The sequence below is a fragment of the Oceanobacillus sp. FSL W7-1293 genome, assembly GCF_037969815.1.
In the GTDB taxonomy this organism is placed as follows: Bacteria; Bacillota; Bacilli; order Bacillales; family Amphibacillaceae; genus Oceanobacillus; species Oceanobacillus oncorhynchi.
On the sequence record NZ_CP150212.1, the window covers coordinates 4,018,564 to 4,039,861 of the forward strand.

Sequence of the window (21,298 nt, forward strand, 5' to 3'; positions counted from 1 at the left end):
CTGACTGTTACTTTTTTCAGTGTGACTTAAAAAATTCAAATTTTAACAACGCTAGTTTTTCGAATACTTATTTCGTAAGTTCTAGTATTAAACTTGCAAAGAATTTATCTACTAATAAATCATTTGTCCTAAGAAAATATCCAGACATACAAATCAGTAATCAATTGGGTGAGCATATCCAACTTCTAAATAATTTTCCAAGTATAAAGAAATATTGTGTTTTAACCACAGAGAATGAAAAATTAACAAATGGATATTATCAATCTTACTAAGAGAATTTTCAGAGAAGAAAATAATTCTTTTTTTCAATAAATTATCTAGGAATACATCCTCTAAACAAAAGAGATTTATTACATTAAATAGTTTCAGAGAAGATCTTCAAAAATATGCGACAAATATGGTATTAATTAATTCCCCTACCTCGTAAGTGCCGTAGGAAGTTGAGAGCAATGTATGACGGCAAGTATTCAGGAGGTGTTGCTTATGTTGGATGATTTTCTAGCAATAACATCCTTTATGTTTTTTATACTAGATAAACTTTTAATTTTAGCTCCTCCTCGATTACTCGAGGTTAGCAAGTGTAGTTTTTGGGGCTTAATTGTAAGTTCTTTTTATGCAATCTATAAATAAGATTTTTTGTTTATACTTATATACAAAATAGACACCCCAAATAAATGAAGCATCTTAAGGAAATAAGTTTTAGAAAAAGATTTTGAGAATATCAAAAGGTGTAATTATCGCCAACACCCTTCTGTTATTTTTCCTTTTTTAATAACTTATTCCTTCTAATGCCCCAAAAGGTTATTCTCTCATGTCCTTAAAAAATACAAACTAATCATTATAGGGGGGGTGAATAATACTAATCGGCAATTACGCAAAAACTCTTAATCAAATACAGTGAAATTTCACTAGGGCACTGTTATATCAATATTTACAGCACTTCTCATTTATTCGGGGAGTGCCTTTTTCGGTTTCAGGTTTGGCACATAACAAAAGACTCTAGTCATAATAACCAGAGCCTTTCTAAATAATCTAATCTTATTGTAGTAACTGAAGTACACCTTGTGGTACTTGGTTAGCTTGTGCAAGCATAGATTGAGCAGCTTGAGAAAGAATATTATTCTTAGTGAATTCCATCATTTCTTTCGCCATGTCTACATCTCGAATACGGGATTCTGCTGCTGTTAAGTTTTCAGCAGATGTTCCTAAGTTATTGATAGTATGTTCTAAACGGTTCTGAGTAGCACCAAGTTTAGATCGTTCTGCTGAAACAGTATCGATTGCAGACTGAATTGTTGTAATAGCAGCATCTGCTCCACTTTGACTTAAAATACCACCAGTCGCCCCACTATCAGTTCCAACTCCAGAAACTGCAAGGCTCGCAACATTTAACGCTCCAGATCCAGTGCCCATATTATCAATTGATAATTCTATATTTTGACCTGAGTTTGCGCCAATATGGAAAGTGAAAGATGCGCCAGAACCACCTAGTAGATTTTGCGTATTGAATTCTGTATTATCAGCAATACGATCAATTTCTTCAATTAATTCATTCATTTCTTTCTGTAATTCGGCACGATCAGAATCCGTATTTGTATCGTTGGAAGCCTGTACTGCTAATTCACGCATGCGTTGTAAAATGTCATGAGTTTCGTTCAAAGCACCCTCAGCCGTTTGAATCAAAGAAATTCCATCTTGAGCGTTATTTGTTGCTTGCTCTAGCCCTCTAATCTGTCCACGCATTTTTTCAGAAATTGCTAGACCGGCTGCGTCGTCCCCTGCACGGTTAATACCTAGACCAGAAGAAAGCTTTTCCAATGATCCTTGTACACCGTTTTGGTTTACTCCCAATTGACGGTGTGCGTTAATTGCGGAAATATTGTGATTAATAATCATAATTCCTTACCTCCATGTAATTGTAATTTTTTGAGCCACATCCTTGTGAACTCATTTATATTAACCATTTAGGTCAATAGCAAAATAAATAATAAATGTTAAGGCCCTAACGAATCATCCTTTGATGACCTATTTCTTATATCGGCAAAGGGGACAAATTGTTTAAGCTTTTTTTATAATTTTTTTAAATTCTTTTTTTTATTCATTCCCCTGCTTCTTTTGCCGCAAAAACCTTCTACCTTTTTATAAAATACAGGATATTTCTAACATGAACTTACTATTTATAACTACCTTCCCATTAATTAGAACAGTTGATTTATTTTATTTTTCTCCCGTTTCCTGTTAGAATTTTGCTTAAAGCCTTATCATATCTTTTTATGCCACATCCAAATTAACTTCTATTTGGTAATTGGAGAGGGCGTGAGAGTATGTCGGAAATTGATGAATTGAACAAGCAGATTGAAACGAAAAGAAAAGAAATGTATGCAGTTTATGAGAAGAATCCAAACGACCCGAATTTATTAAAAATATCACAATCGCTGGATAAATTACTGAACCAATTAGATCAGATTTTAAAACAAAGTAGCAAATCAACTTAACAACTAACGCAGGATTGCTTTCATTAGGACAAGCACTACTCGTCCTATCAACATCGGTGCACTTATATGATTGTTTAAAAATTTTAGTCAGGCTAGAAAATACTTCTGGGAACTACAGTTACTCAACCCTCACAAAACAATCGCTAAAATAATTAACTTTCCTATAAGTAAAAATATACCCATTCAACGAAGACGCTGATAGCTCATAGCGATACTGGCTGATAATTGTTCACTGCTGTATTTCTTGTAAAAGCAAAACAAATTGCCATGTTCTACTAAGACAACATATGAATGGATAGTATGTATAGAAAGAATAAGGCTGTACTCCATCTTTTTGGTGTGGACAAACGACAGGGTTTGTCTACGCCAAAAATGAATATGAATTCAGCTTGACAGCTAAAAATATGGATGTGCAAGCATCATACAGAAAAAGAAGGGTTCCCTTATATCGGAAATCCTTCTTTTTCTATCAGCTTTCTTAATATTTATATTCTGCGATTTTCCCTGTTAAATCCTCTGCCATCGTTGACAGTGATTTAGCGGATGCAGAGATTTCTTCCATCGATGCGAGCTGCTCCTCAGTAGATGCAGCGACTTCCTCTGAAGACGACGCATTGTTTCTGGCAATGGAAGCCAAATCATTGGCAGTGGCTGTTACCTGTTGAACTGCTGCTGACATTTGCCCAGAAATGGCCATGACCTCTTCCATTTGCGGTTTAATATCTCCGCTGGAACGCAGGATTTCTCCAAATTTATCAATGGCGTCATAGGATACGTCTAAACCATCATTCACATTGGATGTCACCTGAGACATTTTTTCCACAGCCTTTTGGACATCGTCTTGGATACCATGAACGATGGAGCTGATTTCGCCTGCAGATGTTTTGGATTCCTCTGCTAATTTACGGACTTCATCCGCTACCACAGCGAACCCTTTCCCATGCTCGCCGGCGCGTGCCGCTTCAATCGCTGCATTCAGTGCCAGTAAATTCGTCTGCTCCGAAATATCGGTGATGGCATTTAGAATCGTACTTACTTCCTTCGACCGTTCCAGTAAGGATGCGATATTCAGATTGGTATCATCAACAGACGATTGGATCGATGTCATTTGATTTAAGGTATCGCTGACCGCTTTTCCTCCGACTTCTGCCTGTGTACTCATTTGTGTCACCATATCCGAAACCTTTGAGGAGCTGTCAACAATTCTGCCAACGCCGGTAGATACTTCTTCTAACGAATTTGCACTCTCTTCTGTACCGTGCAGCTGTGTTTCCGAGCTGGAGGAGACCTCCTGGATAGCTAGGGATACCTGTTCAGACGAGCTTGTCATCTGGTCGGCATTCGCATTTAACTCCTCTGCCGATGCGGCAACCTGCTGGGCATTATATTCGACATCACGAACCAGCGTTTTCAAGCCCTCCTGCATTTCGTTAAAAGCTTGTCCCAGCTCGCCGATTTCATCCGTTGTTTTTATATCAATCGAATGTGTCAGGTCACCGGTACTGATGATTTTTGCATTTTCCTTCAGTCTCTGAATCGGACGGGTGATGGAACGGATCAAGAATAGAATAATGATTGTTCCCAGCACTAAGGTAATGACAATAATTGTTATCATCGTCGTTAAGGTAGATGCTGCCTCTCCTTTGATTTCATCGTAATCAATGGTCCCTGCCAGCTTCCATCCAGTTAAATCATTTGTCTGATATACCATGATTTTTGATGTATTATCATAGCTATATTCATAGCTTCCTGACGCATCATCAAACATCGTTCCTAAGACGCCATTTTCCACTTCTTCTCCTGTTTCAAAGGTTGGATGGTATACGTATTTTTGCTGCGGATCAATAATGACCGCATAGCCATTTTCTCCAATCGAAATTTCAGACGCCAGCTGCTGGATAGAATCGATATAGAGACTTACCCCCATTACGCCGGAACCGTCGTCCAATGTTTTAGTGATGCTGACTACTGTTCCAGTTTCGCTGGCACTTTCAAATGGATCTGAAATCTGTACCTCGCCAGGGTTGTTTACCGCATTGATAAACCAATCGCGCTCGGTTGCATCGAATCCCTCCGGCAGTTCTGTATCCGGCTGTCTATAAAATAAATCGCCGTCGTTGGAAGCCATATATACCTCAGAGACTTCCTCATTCATTTCCTTATATTGTCCTAATACCTGCTCTAAGGTCTCTTCATCATCACCTATCTGCCTGCTGTTAAATTGTGCAGCAAATGTATTCAAATCATTTATCCTTAATTCCAAGGCATTGTCCACGGTCTGGTTCAGCAGCTCAGCGGTATCTTTCACCTGCTCCGTTTGCTGATGCTCTAATGAATCGATTGAGCTGAAATAGGTCATTATTCCAATTGCTACTCCTGGAATCAATAACATGAAAAAGAAGGATACTACTAATTTAAATCGAATTCCTTTTGGTTTGGTTAATTTCTTCACAACTGACTCTCCTTCGCTGTAATATTTCATTCTGGTGATGTTCTATCATGCTTTGTATGTTCATTCATCTATCGAACCAGCTGTTTACACGAACAGGCCAACTAATCTTTGGAACAAGCATACAGTATCTATTACCTAATTCATCACTCCTTCATTACAAAATACAGTACTTATTCCCAAGATTTCATACCTACTATTTATCGGTTGATTTTTCATGAATTCAATATAAATTTGCTATTTTATAACTTTCATTCTATTTCACCCCATTTGAATTGTGAGTAAATACCTAACAAAAAAGAACTGCAGATGATAACGACATTCTCTCTGAAATCTCGTTTCACTGCAGTTCTTTATATTTATATCGGTCCTTAATATTTATAAACCTTTATCTTCTCCGTCAAATCCTCGGCCATAGCAGATAAGGACTTCGCAGCCGCTGTAATTTCCTGCATCGATGCCAGCTGCTCCTCCGTAGAAGCTGCTACTTCCTCTGAGGATGCTGCATTATTTCTGGCAATGGATGCTAGACCATCTGCTGTTGAGGTCACTTGTTCCACAAGAGCAGACATTTCTTCTGACGTTGCTGTCACTTCTTCCATCTGCGGTTTAATCGTTTCGCCTGTCCGTATGATTTCGCCAAATTTATCAATCGCGTCATAGGACACATCAAGGCCATCATTTACAGAGGTCGTGACCTGTTTCATTTTCTCGACCGCATTTTGAACATCCCTTTCGATGCCTTGAACGATAACACTGATTTCACTGGCAGATGTTTTCGATTGTTCGGCAAGCTTGCGTACTTCATCTGCGACCACAGCAAATCCTTTTCCATGCTCTCCCGCACGCGCTGCTTCAATCGCTGCATTTAATGCAAGCAGATTGGTCTGCTCGGAAATATCGGTAATCGCTTTGAGAATCGTACTTACTTCTTTCGAGCGTTCTAACAGAGAATGAATATCCTTATTTGTATCTTCTACCGATGATTGGATCGATGTCATTTGATTCAATGTGTTGCTTACAGCCTGTCCGCCTACATTCGCCTGCTCGTTCATCTGATCTACATAGCCGGAAACGCTGGTCGTACTTTCCACGATTCTTCCTACTCCTGTTGACACTTCTTCTAACGAACGAAGACTGTCTTCTGTTCCATCTAACTGATTTTCTGCACTTGATGATACTTCCTGAACAGCAAGCGATACTTGTTCGGACGAGCTTGTTAATTGATCAGCATTGGCAGTCAGCTGCTGCGCTGACGCTGCGACCTGCTGGGCATTCATTTCCACATCGCTGATTAATTCTCTTAAACTGTGCTGCATGTCATTAAACGCATTGCCAAGCTGCCCGATTTCATCGTTTTTGGCCACTTTGATCTCTTCCGTCAAATCGCCCGTGCTAATCACCTGGGCCCTTCTTTTCAAACCATTAATCGGACGGAGGATGGATTGAATCGTGACTGCATTGATCCCGGCACCGATGAGAAAGGCAACAATCATCACAATGATAAGTGTTTTTATAATGGAAGCTGCACTGTTTTGAACCTCGCTGTAATCAATGCTTCCCGCAAGTGTCCAGCCTGTATGTTCATTCGTATCATATACTAAAATCTTATCTTCATTATCCTGTTCATATTCAAAAACTCCCGATTCCTGTTCCAATAAGGACGAAGTAAATGCTTCTTCCAGCTGCGTCCCGACTTCATTGTCAGGATGGAAAATAACCGTTCCTTCTCTATCTATTAAAATCGGGTAACCGCTTTCGCCGATGTTAACAGTGGATGCCATATCCTGGACAAAGTCGATCGTTAAGTCAATACCCGCAACACCGGAGCCATCTTCTAATGCTTTGGACAGTGTAACGACCATTCCTCCATTAACTGCTGTGGTTTGATACGGATCAGAGATAATCAGCTCTCCCGGATTCTCCATTGCATGTATGTACCAGGATTGATCACGCGGATCAAATTCTTCCGGGACCTCTGTTTCCGCATCAATCAAAAAGGTGCCTTCCTCTGAACCAAAGAAAACTTCTTCTACTTCTTCATGAAAATGCAAATATTGATGCATAATAAGGGTCAATTCATCGTCTCCCTCTTCTATCTGATCTCCTCTAGTATTTTCGGCAAATACATCAATATCCCGGCCCTTCAGCTCGAACGTCTCATCAATGTTCTGTCCCATCAGGGTGATGATTTCATTTACCTGCTCCTCCTGCTGTACTTGCATGGTATTGACAGAGCTGTTGTACGTTAAAAAGCCAATGAGAACAACCGGTATAATTAAGATAGATGAAAAGGATATCACTAATTTTCGCTTTACTCCATTTGTTTCTTTTTTCTGCTTCATTCTTTCCAGCCTCCTTTTTTTACTAAATTCTTCTAATTATTTATCGGCTGTATTTATGTAAAATGAATCATTTCTCCTTGTTTCCCTACTTCGATTCTAGAACGAAATCAGCTTAATAAAACAAAATACCCACGATTCTTTATCCTTCTAATGCATAACAGCAAATAAAATAACCGGACCTTATTCCAGCGCTTTGGAATAGAAAGGTCCGGTTATTCATGATGAAAGCCAGTCTTTATCAGTATTTGTATTGATTGATTTTCTCTGTTAAGTCCTCTGCCATCGTAGATAATGATTTGGCAGATGCAGAGATTTCTTCCATGGAGGCAAGCTGTTCTTCTGTGGAAGCTGCTACCTCCTGAGAAGATGCGGCATTATTTCTGGCAATCGAGGCCAGGTCATTCGCTGTGGAAGAAACTTCTTGTACCGCAGCTGCCATTTGCTCTGAGATGGCCATAACTTCTTCCATTTGCGGCTTAATATCTTTACTGGATCGGACAATTCCTTTAAACTTGTCCTTCGCATCATCGGACACTTCCAGACCTTTATCTACATTGGCGGTTACTTGGGACATTTTTTCAACAGCGTCCTTTACATCCTGTTGAATCCCTTGAACGATCGTACTAATTTCTCCAGCGGAGGTTTTCGATTGTTCAGCCAGCTTCCGCACTTCATCTGCAACAACCGCAAACCCTTTTCCATGCTCCCCGGCGCGGGCTGCTTCAATCGCTGCATTTAACGCAAGCAGGTTGGTCTGTTCCGAAATATCCGTAATAGCCTTCAGAATCGTGCTTACTTCATTTGAACGTGCCATTAGCGAGGTAATATTGACATTTGTATTATCCACGGAAGATTGGATCGATGTCATTTGATTCAACGTATCCGTAACCGCTTTTCCGCCGATTTCTGCCTGGTCGCTCATCTGATTTACCAATTCTGCTACGTGAGAGGAACTGTCGACGATTCTGCTGACCCCTGTCGAGACTTCTTCTAATGAGTTCGCACTGTCTTCTGTCCCATTCAATTGTGTTTCCGAGCTGGAGGATACTTCCTGGATAGCCAGAGATACTTGTTCAGACGAGCTTGTCATCTGATCGGCATTCGCATTTAATTCCTCTGCTGATGCAGCAACCTGCTGGGCATTAAATTCAACATCACGAACGAGATTCCGTAAGCTTTCCCCCATTTTGTTAAATGCTATTCCCAGCTGTCCGACCTCATCATTTGTTTTGACTTCTACAGTTTGTGTGAGATCGCCTGTACTAATGATTTCTGCTTTTTCTCTTATTTCCTTGATTGGACGGATAACAGAACGCACGAGCAATAAAATGACGCCTATACCCAAAATTAAAGTAAGCGACAGAACGATGGCAAGGGTTGTTGTAATGGACTTAGCCGCTGCCTGTACTTCACTGTAATCAATGGTTCCCGCAATCTTCCATCCAGTCAAGCTGTTTGTACTATAACCCATCATTTTAGACGTATTATTATACTCATATTCAAAGCTGCCTGCTTCATCCTCATATAAATTTTGATAAAATGCTTGTTCCGCCTCTTCTCCTACCTCAATTTCCGGATGATAGATGACATTTTGATCGGTATCCAATAAAAGTGTATACCCCTCATCCCCTATATTCACTTCGGATGCAAGGTTCTGAATAAAATCGATAGAAACATCAATCCCTACAACGCCGGAACCGTCCTCCAGCGTTTTGGAAACACTGACTCCGATTGCCCCATCACCGCTTGCTGAAACATAAGGATTGGATATTACGACTTCACCTGGATTTGCCATTGCTTCTGCATACCAATCACGTTCCCTCGGATCATAATCATCCGCCACCTCAAGCAATGGCTGATTATAAAAATCTCCTTCTGTTGTTCCTACATAAATTTCGGTAACCTCATTATGTAATCCATTATATTGAGATAAGATTCTGCTTAATGCTTCTGTATCGTTAATTTGTTCTGCAGTAATCATTTCAGACATCACATCTGCATCATGTGTTTTTAATTGAAATTGATCATTAATTGCCTGATTTAACATTGTGTTTAATTCATCAACCTGATTCATCTGCTGATTTTCCACGGTATTTATCGAGCTGAAATACGTAATAACTCCAATCGTAATCCCTGGTACTAACAAAATTAAGAAAAAAGACAAAACTAATTTGAATCGGATACCTTTCGCTTTAAATAATGTTTTCATTTTCCCATCTCTCCTAGATAGATTAATGTTTATCCCTTTTGAAAATAGTAGTAGTTCATCTTCTGATAAAAGCTGTTCTTCAGATAATGTCATTCTTATTGCGGTACCACGAGTAATAGGTTAACATACGTATTTATAATCGATTCCTTTATCCAAATGAAAACCATTTGTTCCTATCGCACGCTTTCTGTTTTCACCGAAACGTTACATGTTTACATCTAAAAAAGTAATTCATATTCACTACATTTCACGTCTTAATTCCTCTCCTCCTCCGTTCAATGAGTAAAATTCCTTATATTATTTATATCGGATCATTCCCAAATAACTAAAGTTCTTTTCTAGTTTTTTATTGGTTTTATCTATCGATAAACAAATAAGAGGCTTCCTTCCGCGGAATATTTATGGACAATTGTTTGTAAAAAAACAAGTACAGCAGTAATTATGCTTACCGCTGTACTTGTTTTATAAAATCATTTATTTGGCTTTAATATTTATACTTTGACACTTTCTCTGATAAATCCTCTGCCATGGAAGAAAGTGACTTCGCAGATGCCGAGATTTCCTCCATGGAGGCAAGCTGTTCTTCAGAAGATGCGGCTACTTCCTCAGAGGATGCGGCATTATTGCGGGCGATGGAAGCCAGATTGCTCACGGTCTCCATTAATTGCCCTACAGCGGCAGACATTTGTTCCGAAATGGCAGTTACTTCTTCCATCTGCGGTTTAATGCTTTCGCTGGAGCGGAGAATTTCACCGAATTTATCGATGGCATCATAGGATACATCCAGTCCGCTGTTGACATTGGAGGTAACCTGCCCCATTTTATCTACTGCATTCTCAACGTCTGTCTGGATTCCTACAATGATTTCCCTGATTTGCGTAGCGGAAAGCTTCGACTGTTCAGCCAGCTTTCGCACCTCATCTGCCACAACTGCAAAGCCTTTCCCATGCTCTCCTGCCCGGGCTGCTTCGATTGCTGCATTTAATGCGAGCAGATTCGTCTGTTCTGAAATATCGGTAATGGCATTTAAAATCGTGCTGACCTGCTTCGACCGTTCTAATAAGGATGAAATATTTTCATTGGTATTTTCGACAGATGATTGAATCGAGGTCATCTGATTTAATGTGTTGCTCACAGCCTGTCCGCCGACCTCTGCCTGTTCATTCATTTTTTGCACGAATTCCGTTACTTGGGCAGAGCTTTCAACGACTCTGTGCACGCCTGTAGACACTTCTTCCAGCGAATTCACTCCATCTTCCGTACCGCTTAACTGATGCTCTGCACTGGAGGATACCTCTTGAATAGCCAGGGAAACCTGCTCCGATGAGCTTGTCATCTGATCAGCATTTGCATTTAATTCCTGTGCAGAGGCGGCTACCTGCTGCGCATTATATTCCACCTCGCCAACCAGCTCCCGCAGGCTCTCCCCCATTTTATTAAAAGCAGTGCCCAGCTCGCCAATCTCATCATTTGTTTTGACTTCCACAGACTGCGTTAAGTCTCCCGTACTGATGACTTCTGCTTTTTCTTTTAAATCCTTGATTGGGCGGATAATCGAACGAATCAGAAATAAAATAATGACTGTTCCGATGACTATCGTCAGAGCCTGTACAATGGTAACCGGTGTAGAGATAGACCTGGCTGCAGCTTCTACTTCACTTTGGTCAATGGTTCCTCCCAATTTCCAACCCGTTAAACTGTTCGTATCATATACCATAATTTTAGACATATTGTTGTAATCATAGTCAAACGTCCCAGAATCATTTCCATACATATTCTGATAGAAAGCTTCTTCTGCACCTTCTCCAGCTTCTGTTTCCGGATGATAAATAAAGTTTTGATTCGTATCCAGCAGGATAGCGTATCCATTTTCTCCTATGCTCATTTCTGATACAAGCTGTTGTATAAAGTCCATGGAGACATCAATGCCGATGGCTCCCGAACCATCTTCCAGCGCTTTCGAAATACTGACCGCTATCTGCCCGTCTCCGCTTGCTGTCAGGTATGGATCAGAAATAATGACTTCTTCCGGATTTGCCATGGCTTCCAGATACCAGTCACGTTCTCTTGGATCGTAGCCTTCCTCCATCTCTAAGTCCGGCTGCATATGGTAATCGCCGTCTGTCGTTCCAAGATAAAATTCCGGAGCCTCTTCGTGAATCTCTATATACTCAGACATTCTTCGATCTAATTCGGCTGTATCTTCTATAACATCGGCTGTAATTACGCTTGATAAGACTTCCATATCCCTCTGCTTCAGCTCAAAAGTATTATTGATAGTCTGATTCATCACCGCAGTTAATTCCTGCACCTGGTCCCGCTTCTGCTGCTCTACAGTATTTGTTGAAGTAAAAAATGACATCGTACTTACGATTATTCCCGGGACGAGTAGTATTAAGAAAAAAGATAAGACTAACTTAAACCGGATTCCTTTGGCTTTAAATAATTTCTTCATTTTTTCATCTCTCCTAATTGTCTATAATTATTTATCGGAAGAAAACTGAATAAATGTATCTAAATACAATAAATATTATAAAATATTTTTATTAATTCCAATAAAAAGAAATAAAAGGGATATAAAGTTAATTTATCATTCCTTTAGAATCAAATAATAAAATAGAAATAACGCTTTAACATCAAATCATAAAAATCTAAATACAGTATATAAGGATAAAAGTTTTATGTATGAAAGATTGATTTCAATAAAAATCCACGATTTCCACAGGGTGAACACACCTTATTACCTATTAACTTTTTTATTTATAAAAGTACTTTCAACCTAAAAATTATAGCTGTATTTCATTTTTATTTTCCATACTAGGAATTCTGAATCATTTTTTCTATTTTTTGTTAAAAAATGAAGCATTTCTTGTTTTAAAGTTTATATAGTTGGGGATAAATAAAATATAGAAAGGAATGATTATTATGCTAAGTTTTATTTGGAGTCTAATTGTTGGCGGAATTATCGGCTGGGTAGCCGGATTAATAGTAAGTAAGGATTTGCCGGGCGGAATCATCGGAAATATTCTTGCTGGTTTCATTGGAGCATGGCTCGGTTCTTCAATATTTGGACAATGGGGACCTGAAATAGGCGGATTCTTTATTGTGCCCGCTCTGATCGGTGCAATCATCCTTATTGTGATTGTCAGTTTCATCATGCGACTATTCCGCCGTTAATGACCGGATTCTAAAAGACGATACGGAGGAATAGGTGAACATAATTGAAGCAGCTGCATAAGTTAGGTATATAGCTTATGCAGAAAAGAGGAATGTATATGCAACCTGATCCGAATCATGCGTATTCCCATGCAGATGAATATCAAGTGATGGATTATCAGCATCCTGAGCAGTTTGATATGCCTGCTTCACCATATAATGCATACCCGGGACAGCCGTTTAGTCAGCATGCACCAGAACAGCGTGCGTTCTTTTTCCCGTTCATCGGCGGATTAGCCGGCGGTTTATTGGGCAGCGCTTTTAGTCCTGGCGGAGGACCGGGATATTATGGTCCTCCCGGGCCGCCCGGACCTCCAGGACCGCCTGGACCAATGGGATATTATGGCCCGCCGGGTCCACCTGGCCCTCCTGGACCGCCCGGGCCACCTGGGTATTATAACGGCTACCCTTACCCTCCGTATTATTAGAAGACAGGGAAATAGCTAAAAAGGAGAAGAACGGTACAAATCTCATCCGTTTTTCTCCCTTTTTTATACTTCCTCTATAAAATCATCTCGCAATGCAGTGATTTCTTCCTCTTTCAAACCAATCACTTTCAGAAAATCAGCCGCACTGCCATATTCTTTATACAAATAATCTAAAAATGCTTCCATGTAAGCAGGTTCGCAGCTCAGCATCGCTTTAAATTGATTGCGTGACATCAACGGCGGACGATGATGAAGCTCTTCATCCGTTATCTTCTTATACTCGCCCGTCAGCGCATAATCCTTCACGATAATATCTCTTGGCACGCCTGCTAAATCTAATAAAATAGCGGCAAGGACACCTGTACGGTCCTTCCCGACCCGGCAGTGGAATAGAACCGGATTTCCTTTATTCTCAAGAAAAATATCCATGATTTGTTTAAATTTCGGCTTACTGGTCTCCAACATCAAGATATACATTTCCACTAGAGTTTTGGGCATTTTAGTCGTAAATGTAGCGGGATCCAGCAAGGGGATATTATAAAAATCATAACGTGCTTTATCCTCTTTTCGATATTTCCCTTCCATGCTCATGCGTAAATCAATAACGGTATGAATGCCTCTTTCCTTTTGCAGAAAGGCATGTTCCCGATGGCTCACCTGATGCAGAGAATCTGCCCGATAATACTTTCCCCATTTTGTTTGCTTGCCATCCTCCGTTGGATAGCCTCCCAAATCACGAATATTTTGTGTTCCTTCTAATGCAATATGCCTTTCCGGATTAAACAATAAAGTTTCTGTTGTCACGCTTCTGCCTCCCCTTTATTTACAAACCTTATCCTTCTATTATCTTCACGTACACTGTCCGTGTTCTCGGCCCATCAAATTCACAGAAATAGACACTCTGCCATGTTCCCAAAATCATTCGTCCATTGGAAATAATCAATGTTTCACTGGCACCGACAACAGATGATTTCATATGTCCGTCCGAATTGCCTTCCATATGGACATAAGCTTCTTTATTTGGAAAGGCTTCGTTCAAGCCAAGCGATAAATCACGCCGTACATCCGGATCAGCATTTTCATTAATTGTAATCCCGCCGGTCGTATGCGGACAATATACCAGCATGATTCCTTCCTGCACACCGCTCTGATCCAGAATCTCTTCCAGCTGGCTATCCAAGAAAACAAACTCCTGCTTCTTCTTTGTTTTTATTTGAAATTCGATTGCATTTGTAGTCATGTCTCCCACCTCATTCCATAAATTCATTCTATCATGCGTTCTTTCAATTATAATCCTATCTTAACGAAATATGGACAAACCAACAAATAATTAGGCAGTTTTGAAACATAACCCCTTCGCAAATCGTACGATAGGATATAGGCTTTATATGCTCTTTCAATCATTTGAGCGAAACACAAACTATATGAAAAGGATGATGATGTTGCGAAAAACATACATAATTCTGGCTGGTTTAGCCTTTTTCCTCCTCTCTGCCTGTTCGAGTCAGGAAAGCACAGCGGAAGAGAACGCAGAAGAAGTGCTTCAGCAATTGCAAGAGGAGGAATATCAACAAATTACCGACCAATATTTCTCTGATGAACTGCAGGAATCATACCCTGCAGACGAATTACAGCTGTCCTGGGAAGCCAATCGCGGGAGTACATTTGAAGAAATAAGTAATTTGGAAGCAACCACAGATGAGGAGGAGACGGCCGTTTCCGGTGAAGTCATTTTTGATGATGCACGAATGGAGGTAACCATGGATTGGAATGAAGAAGAAAAACTGGAGAGCTTACAAATAGAGCGCCCAATGGAGGAATTAGCCCTCCCTGATGCTGCAGTGGAAGAGGATATCACGATAGAAGCGGAAGACGGCTACCCCTTAAATGGAAAATTGACCCTGCCTGATGAGGAAGGCGGACCATATCCAGCTGTGGTGCTTGTACATGGCTCTGGTCCAAATGATATGGATGAAACTATTTTTAGCTACAAACCCTTTCAGGATATTGCTTATGGGTTAGCAGAAGAAGGGATTGCGGTGTTACGTTATGATAAGCGTACGTATACACATGGAGAAAAAATGGTAGAAGAGCTGGGGGCGGCACTGACCGTTAAGGAAGAAACGGTGGATGATGCAGTGGAAGCAGCCCGCATGCTGCAAGCGGACGACCGAATTCAGACGGATCAAGTATACATCAATGGACACTCTCTCGGAGGAATGCTGGCGCCGCGCATTGACGACGAAGCAGATACAGCTGGCATGATTCTTTTAGCAGGCTCTCCCCGGTCATTATGGGAAATTCTGTACAATCAGCAATTAGATTTAGCTTCTGATAATCTGAGTGAAGAAGCACGAGAACAGCTGCAGGACCAAGCAGATGCATTTAAAGAGCTTGCCGAAAGCTTTCAAGGTATGTCTCCAGAAGAAGCCATGGAATATGATATTGGCGGAATGAGCGGATATTACCTTCGTGAAATGGACCAATACGATGTCGGCCAAATCGCGCTCGATTCCAATAAACCATTGCTTATTCTTCAGGGCGAAGCAGACTTTCAGGTCACCGTGGAGAATGATTTTGCTGCATGGGAAGACATCTTTGAAAACGAATCGCAGGCAACATTAAAAACCTATCCGGACCTTAACCATAACTTTATTCTGTCCCAAGGGGAAAACAAAGGCACGATAGCTGAATACAATATTCCCGGTCATGTAGATAAGCAGGTTATCAAGGATATCAGCGACTGGATTCATGAACAGGCGGAATAAAGTTTCACTTTATAAAGGAGCGTATAATCATGAAAGGAAAGCACTTAACGATTTCAATCCTCTCCATTTTATTGATGATACTGCTGGCAGCTTGTGGAGGTTCCGATTCCTCCCCAGAAACGGATAATGACACTGCTCAAGAGGAAACATCCGCTGGTCAAGAAAATAATGAAAACGAAGAAGCATATGAAATAGAAGAGGAAGTGACGATAACAGCAGAAGAAGCATCCCAAGCTTCCGAAGCATTCTTAACCTATCTAGATGAGGGAGATTTTGATGAAGCAGAAGCTTTGCTGGATGAGATAATGGCCTCCGAAATCAGTTCTATGGAGCTGGAAGCAATTTGGACCCAGCTCGAAACGGAGTTTGGAGAATTTACCGGCTTCGATTATGTAGAGAATCAACAAATAGAGGGCTACTATTCATTTATTTATGAAAGCACTTTCGGTGACCATATAGTTATTTTAAATCTTACCATGAACGGCAATACTAGTGAAGTTAGCGGATTTTTTATCCGGCCGCCAGAATGAGGAAGAAAATCGATTGAGCAGGAGTTTCACGGAAATTTCTTCGTGAAACATCGAATTGTTATCCCGCCGGAAGCTGCACTGCTTCCTCTGGCTGGATCATACAGTGATAAATCCGTGAACTCCACTAATCTGGTTTACAATTTGAAAGCCGGATTATAAAATGATATTATGATATTTTATTGTGTTACTCGGCAGGGGGAAAGCTTTTGTTAAATCAATCATTAATCAAAAAAATTATTATCGGTATCTTACTTATCGCACTAGCTGTGTTTTTATATTTTTACTTTTCAGTGTTTATACCTGTCCTGCTGGCATTATTAACAGCAATTATTTTTGAACCGCTGGTGAAGCTGCTGCAAAAAGTATTAAAACAAGAAAAAAGAATCTGGCCGGTTACCATCGTTTTTACGACCTTCGTGGTAGTGGCATGCGGATTAATTTATGTCATGCTCACAAGTACCATCAGCCGTATCGTGGAATGGAGTTATAATGTTCCCAGGTACGGAAGTGAAATTCAGACCATCATCACTGAAATTATTAACAGGTTCAATGATTTAATTGCTGATTTGCCACAGCGTGATGCGATCATCAGTGAACTGGAACGTCAATCAGAACGGCTGTTAAACACAGGATATGACTTAGTAGAGAGTTTGATTGGCATGCTCGGTTCCTGGGTCCAATCCATTCCTAATCTGCTTTTTGTATCGCTTGTCTATCTGATTACTTTCTTTTTATTCAGTCTGGATCTGCCAAAGCTGTTCCAAGCTTTTTTCTCTCTATTTCCAGAGGCAACATCTACAAAACTAAAGACCTTCTTCCAGCGTTTAAAAACGGTTTTCTGGGGATACTGGAAAGCGCAATTCCTGCTTAGTGTAATGATTTTCATACTTACCTATGTGAGCTTATTATTTATCTCACCTCGGTTTGCGCTCTTAATGACCTTTATTATCTGGCTCGTGGACATTATTCCGCTGTATGTCGGTCCGGCATTAATTCTGGTTCCATGGGGAGGACTGATGATGCTTATCGGCGACGTGCCAACCGGTCTGCAGCTGATGGTATTAGCCTTATTCCTCCTGGTCATCAGACGGATTACGGAGCCTAAGGTGCTCGGTGATCAAATGGGACTCGCGGCACTGCCAACCGTTTTATCCATGTATTTTGGATTTGTCTTCTTCGGTGTACTCGGACTTATTTTTGGACCATTCGTTGTCAGTGCGTTTCAAGCAGCCCATGAAGTTGGCTTATTCCAATTTGTGAAGAAGAAGTCGATTGAAAAGGTAGAAGAAGAAAGTCTATAAAAGCAAATAAAAAATCCGAATCTGATTTTGCAGATTCGGATTTTTTATTACGGGGAGCCATTCGTAAAACTCCCGCTGAGTGACATTTCATTTTATAAGCAAAGCATCTGCTGCCTTATTTGATGATTTCATTCAATGCATGGCCGACGCCATTTTCTTCATTACTTCTTGTTACATGGTCTGCATATTCCTTTACTTCCGGCTCAGCATTATGCATCGCTACAGCTGTCCCTGCATATTCAAGCATCGAAATATCATTAAAATTATCTCCAATGCTGACGGTGTCCTCCTGCGGGATTTCATAATACGCTGCCAGCGCTTCTAATGCATTTCCTTTGCTGGAGTCGGGATGAGCGACTTCTAATTTTTGATAGCCTGAGGTGGTGATGGAAATATCCTCCCTGTCCTTCCAGTTCTCTGCAAGTTTCTCCAGCTCCTGACGACGGAAGGACAAAATAAATACTTTATATGGCTCCAATTCGGTAACGCCTGCTTCTAAGTAGTCATCTACTTCTACCATCCCATACTGCATATTTTGTATTCGAATAATATGCCCGGCATTTTCCTTTTCTTCCGGCGTGTCAAACAAAGCTTCCTTCTCTTCTTCTAAAATCGGCTTCTTATCCTTTTGAATGTAGACGCCTTTATTTGTATAAATTTCAAAATATAATCCCGCACTCGCCACCGTGTCCATGATTTCCGTCAGCTTATCTGCAGCAAGTATCTGGCTGCGGATAATTTCCCCATTTACACTGGTCAACGAACCATTCGCACAGATTAATGGAACTTCTAAATTCGCCGCTTCCGCAATTTCCTGCATATCATGCAATGATCTTCCAGAGCAAAAAGCAACGATATCGCCGTTTGCTTGTTTTCTATGAATCGCCTCTTGATTCTCTTCACTGATCTTTCCGTCTTCACTTAGTAATGTACCATCTAAATCAATTGCAATTAACTTCACGTGCTTCACATCCTTCCAGTTGCTATCTTACCATATTTGAAGCCGGGTTGATTGCCCGGCCTGTTTTGCTATATCTGTTCCGCTGTATTTTACACCTTACATGCCTAATAACGTGGTTACAATCCAGCCGGAGCCATAGAATATCATAAATTGAACCCCGATTCCTACACCAAGGAAACGATTCAATAATCCGCCGACCATTGCCATAGCAAACGTAACGGTAACACTAACCAAGCCGCCTTCATAGAACGCAAGCAGGGTAACCACACCGATAAACATAGCAATAATAGCTTCCTGGTTAATATGCTTTAATACAAGAACCGTCGCTTTCCGTGCAAAATTCATCGAAAATGGATAGGCAATAACAGCCGCAACAATAATTCCAATCAACCCGTATAAAAGGAAATCCAGTGGCTCCATTAATGTATGCAAATTATGGACCGGCTCTGTTGTAAATACAGGCGGCGCATTAAATAATGCTTGTGCAGGTCCGATTGCTACCGGACTAAGTGGAATTCCAAAGGCCACGAGCGGGATAATCGTCTCCGCAATATACGTCGATTCCGTTACCCCATTCATCGTAGAAAGGCTGGTCGTTGACTTCTTGTATTGTCCCTTCACCCTGGAACCTACCAGTTCTCCCATCAATGCGGTCATGCCGACAGGACTTAATGCAAAGGTTAACGAAGATAAAAACGACGTCCCTCCAACCGATGCTGTTTGTTTCTTAGTTAATACTTTAAATGGATTCGGAAAATACCCCGACCATGATTTCTTTTCTGGAGCTAATTTATATTCATTGGGCTGCTGACGCTGAATCATCAAACGTCCGCTCCCGGAAGTTGCCAATAAAATATCCGTAAGCATAGGTCCAATCGCAATCCCTAAGAAAAAGCTGATTGATAATCCGGTTCCCAGAATCGTGGTGCTGACCATATTCAACCCTTGGATCACAAGTGCAAGCGGAATGATCAAAATAATACTCGCCCAGCGTCCTTTGGAAAAGTAACCAATCAAAACAGCTGCTAATGTAAATATAATCCCGGCGTTTTCCTGAAAAAATTCACCAAACTGGCTTAAAAATACAGCAAACGCCAAGGATACAGGAAGCGCAATAAATGCACCAATAATCCCGCCGGAAATCATTTTCCGCAACGCAATATGCGGCAGGCCGATGCGCCGCATAAAGTTCGCATGATCCAGCATCGGCGTCGCCGTCGTATCTCCAGGAACACCCATTAATGCAGTAGGAATCGCATGTGTGAGATGCTTGGAAAGTACGGCAGCCATAAAAAAGGCAAAAACAGCTTCCGGAGGTGCTCCCAGCAGCACTACAATCAATGTAGCAGGAACAAGCACAGCGGTTTCATCGGAGCCGGAAATCAAGCCGATTGCCGTAAAGATCAGCCCGGCTACAATCGCTAATCCGATTGATATCAGTAATACATCCATTTTCGTTCATTCTCCTCTTTCAACTATTTCTTTTCTTTCTCATCGCTTTGCGTTTTCTCATCTGAGATAAACATCTCATAAAATCCTTGTTCCTTCATCTCTGCCATGGTAACTGGATCATTCAAAATAGAGTCACGCTCTTCCTTCATATCCAGCTGCAGCTTCTCATATATTTCCGACAGCTCTGCATTTGTAGACGCCGTTTCATTTAAAGTACGCTTCGGTTTAAATAAAAACGTGTTGACAAGCAAGCCTGTTACACTGCCGGCGATGCCTGACAATAGAGAATAAGACAGGATCATTTCTTCCGGAGCAATCCGCGGAAAAATAAGCTCTCTGCCAGCAAAAAAGCCAAGAAAGCTCAACACCACACTGATGGAGATTGTCATGATTAAGTCTTTGCCGACAACCGTATCACCAATGATTTCAACATATGCTTGAGAACGTTTTTGTTCTGGTTCTTCCATCTTTTTAAACACCCTTCTATATAAAATATCTCTGAAACAATTATTTGCAGAATGAAATAACCTGATTATACTACACACATGCTAATTATACTAGGAGTTATTAGCAGATACTAATCGCAGCATAACTTATAAGCTGGAAGGCTTATCACCCATATAATCTGTTATACTAATAGCTGTGAAAATCTGTTATACCCGAATTAAAATGCAATGAAAAGGAGCGGTTTTATGAAACTGGAAACAGACAGACTTATCATTGTCCCTTGTACAAAACAGACAATGACTTCAGACTATCCATGCGGTCCTCATATTATCCAGCATTTACATGCATTAAAAGAAGACCCTGCTCTATTATATTGGGGTGTTTGGCTTGTCAAGCGTAAGGCAGATGACAAAATAATTGGAGATATGGGGTTTAAAGGAAGACCAGATGAAAATAAAACGGCAGAAGTCAGTTATGGATTTCTGGAAAGCTGTTGGAATAAGGTTTAGCAACAGAAGCGCTTGCCGCTTTATTAAAATGGGCAAAACATACTTACGAGGTTGATAAAGTTATAGCCGAAACACATTTGGATAACCCTGCTTCCATGCGGGTGCTTGAGAAAGTGAATATGAAAAAAGAAAAGCAGACGGAATCGATGCTTTATCGGGAGTTGGATTGGGAAGATATTCATTGACAT

At 40.7% G+C, this 21,298-nt stretch carries 16 protein-coding genes and 1 pseudogene; 7 read left to right on the forward strand and 10 right to left on the reverse strand.

Annotation, left to right across the window (positions count from 1 at the left end):
- Window positions 1-1,038 precede the first annotated feature (1,038 nt).
- Window positions 1,039-1,896 carry a flagellin Hag gene (hag, locus tag MKY65_RS19570; protein WP_339179811.1) on the reverse strand — a complete coding sequence of 286 codons (858 nt, stop codon included), beginning with the start codon at window positions 1,894-1,896 and terminating at the stop codon, window positions 1,039-1,041.
- Between the two features lie 428 nt (window positions 1,897-2,324).
- Here hag and MKY65_RS19575 point away from each other — a divergent pair, with 428 nt between their 5' ends.
- Window positions 2,325-2,495: an aspartyl-phosphate phosphatase Spo0E family protein gene (locus MKY65_RS19575; protein ID WP_084612842.1), complete on the forward strand. Its 171-nt coding sequence runs from the start codon at window positions 2,325-2,327 to the stop codon at window positions 2,493-2,495.
- Window positions 2,496-2,973: 478 nt separating this feature from the next.
- On the opposite strand, the gene MKY65_RS19580 is transcribed toward MKY65_RS19575, so the two are convergent.
- The 4 genes from MKY65_RS19580 to MKY65_RS19595 form a co-directional block, all read right to left on the reverse strand.
- Entirely contained in the window at window positions 2,974-4,947 is a 1,974-nt protein-coding gene (locus MKY65_RS19580; RefSeq protein ID WP_339179815.1) for a methyl-accepting chemotaxis protein, read from the reverse strand.
- Between the two features lie 368 nt (window positions 4,948-5,315).
- On the reverse strand, window positions 5,316-7,289 hold the full coding sequence (locus MKY65_RS19585; RefSeq protein WP_339179819.1) for a methyl-accepting chemotaxis protein: 1,974 nt from the start codon (window positions 7,287-7,289) through the stop codon (window positions 5,316-5,318).
- 238 nt (window positions 7,290-7,527) lie between these two features.
- Window positions 7,528-9,498 (reverse strand): methyl-accepting chemotaxis protein, encoded by a 1,971-nt coding sequence (locus MKY65_RS19590; protein ID WP_339179822.1) that lies wholly within the window; start codon window positions 9,496-9,498, stop codon window positions 7,528-7,530.
- A gap of 484 nt (window positions 9,499-9,982) precedes the next feature.
- Window positions 9,983-11,953: a methyl-accepting chemotaxis protein gene (locus tag MKY65_RS19595; RefSeq protein WP_339179824.1), complete on the reverse strand. Its 1,971-nt coding sequence runs from the start codon at window positions 11,951-11,953 to the stop codon at window positions 9,983-9,985.
- A 470-nt stretch (window positions 11,954-12,423) separates the two neighbouring features.
- On the opposite strand from MKY65_RS19595, the gene MKY65_RS19600 reads away from it, so the two are divergent.
- Window positions 12,424-12,675 (forward strand): GlsB/YeaQ/YmgE family stress response membrane protein, encoded by a 252-nt coding sequence (locus tag MKY65_RS19600; protein ID WP_212928385.1) that lies wholly within the window; start codon window positions 12,424-12,426, stop codon window positions 12,673-12,675.
- A 98-nt stretch (window positions 12,676-12,773) separates the two neighbouring features.
- Window positions 12,774-13,142 (forward strand): hypothetical protein, encoded by a 369-nt coding sequence (locus MKY65_RS19605; RefSeq protein WP_339179828.1) that lies wholly within the window; start codon window positions 12,774-12,776, stop codon window positions 13,140-13,142.
- Window positions 13,143-13,205: 63 nt separating this feature from the next.
- On the opposite strand, the gene MKY65_RS19610 is transcribed toward MKY65_RS19605, so the two are convergent.
- Window positions 13,206-13,946: a tyrosine-protein phosphatase gene (locus MKY65_RS19610; RefSeq protein WP_339179831.1), complete on the reverse strand. Its 741-nt coding sequence runs from the start codon at window positions 13,944-13,946 to the stop codon at window positions 13,206-13,208.
- 28 nt (window positions 13,947-13,974) lie between these two features.
- Window positions 13,975-14,382, reverse strand: a complete 408-nt coding sequence (locus MKY65_RS19615) for a secondary thiamine-phosphate synthase enzyme YjbQ (RefSeq protein ID WP_339179834.1) — start codon at window positions 14,380-14,382, stop codon at window positions 13,975-13,977.
- A gap of 202 nt (window positions 14,383-14,584) precedes the next feature.
- Between MKY65_RS19615 and MKY65_RS19620 the strand changes: the two genes are divergently transcribed.
- From MKY65_RS19620 to ytvI, 3 genes are all read left to right on the forward strand, one after another.
- The gene (locus MKY65_RS19620) at window positions 14,585-15,910 is read left to right on the forward strand and encodes an alpha/beta fold hydrolase (protein ID WP_339179836.1); all 1,326 of its coding nucleotides are present in this window, start codon (window positions 14,585-14,587) and stop codon (window positions 15,908-15,910) included.
- A gap of 29 nt (window positions 15,911-15,939) precedes the next feature.
- Window positions 15,940-16,440 (forward strand): DUF3887 domain-containing protein, encoded by a 501-nt coding sequence (locus MKY65_RS19625; protein WP_339179838.1) that lies wholly within the window; start codon window positions 15,940-15,942, stop codon window positions 16,438-16,440.
- 206 nt (window positions 16,441-16,646) lie between these two features.
- Window positions 16,647-17,741 carry a sporulation integral membrane protein YtvI gene (gene ytvI / locus MKY65_RS19630; protein WP_212928391.1) on the forward strand — a complete coding sequence of 365 codons (1,095 nt, stop codon included), beginning with the start codon at window positions 16,647-16,649 and terminating at the stop codon, window positions 17,739-17,741.
- A 115-nt stretch (window positions 17,742-17,856) separates the two neighbouring features.
- Here the strand turns inward: ytvI and MKY65_RS19635 are convergent, their stop codons facing one another.
- The 3 genes from MKY65_RS19635 to MKY65_RS19645 form a co-directional block, all read right to left on the reverse strand.
- The gene (locus MKY65_RS19635) at window positions 17,857-18,702 is read right to left on the reverse strand and encodes a Cof-type HAD-IIB family hydrolase (protein WP_339179842.1); all 846 of its coding nucleotides are present in this window, start codon (window positions 18,700-18,702) and stop codon (window positions 17,857-17,859) included.
- 96 nt (window positions 18,703-18,798) lie between these two features.
- Window positions 18,799-20,154 carry a tripartite tricarboxylate transporter permease gene (locus MKY65_RS19640; RefSeq protein ID WP_339179845.1) on the reverse strand — a complete coding sequence of 452 codons (1,356 nt, stop codon included), beginning with the start codon at window positions 20,152-20,154 and terminating at the stop codon, window positions 18,799-18,801.
- 23 nt (window positions 20,155-20,177) lie between these two features.
- A complete protein-coding gene (locus tag MKY65_RS19645) occupies window positions 20,178-20,621 on the reverse strand; it encodes a hypothetical protein (RefSeq protein WP_339179847.1) in 444 nt (147 codons plus the stop codon).
- 225 nt (window positions 20,622-20,846) lie between these two features.
- Between MKY65_RS19645 and MKY65_RS19650 the strand changes: the two are divergent.
- A pseudogene (locus MKY65_RS19650) lies at window positions 20,847-21,295 on the forward strand (GNAT family N-acetyltransferase).
- Window positions 21,296-21,298 lie beyond the last annotated feature (3 nt).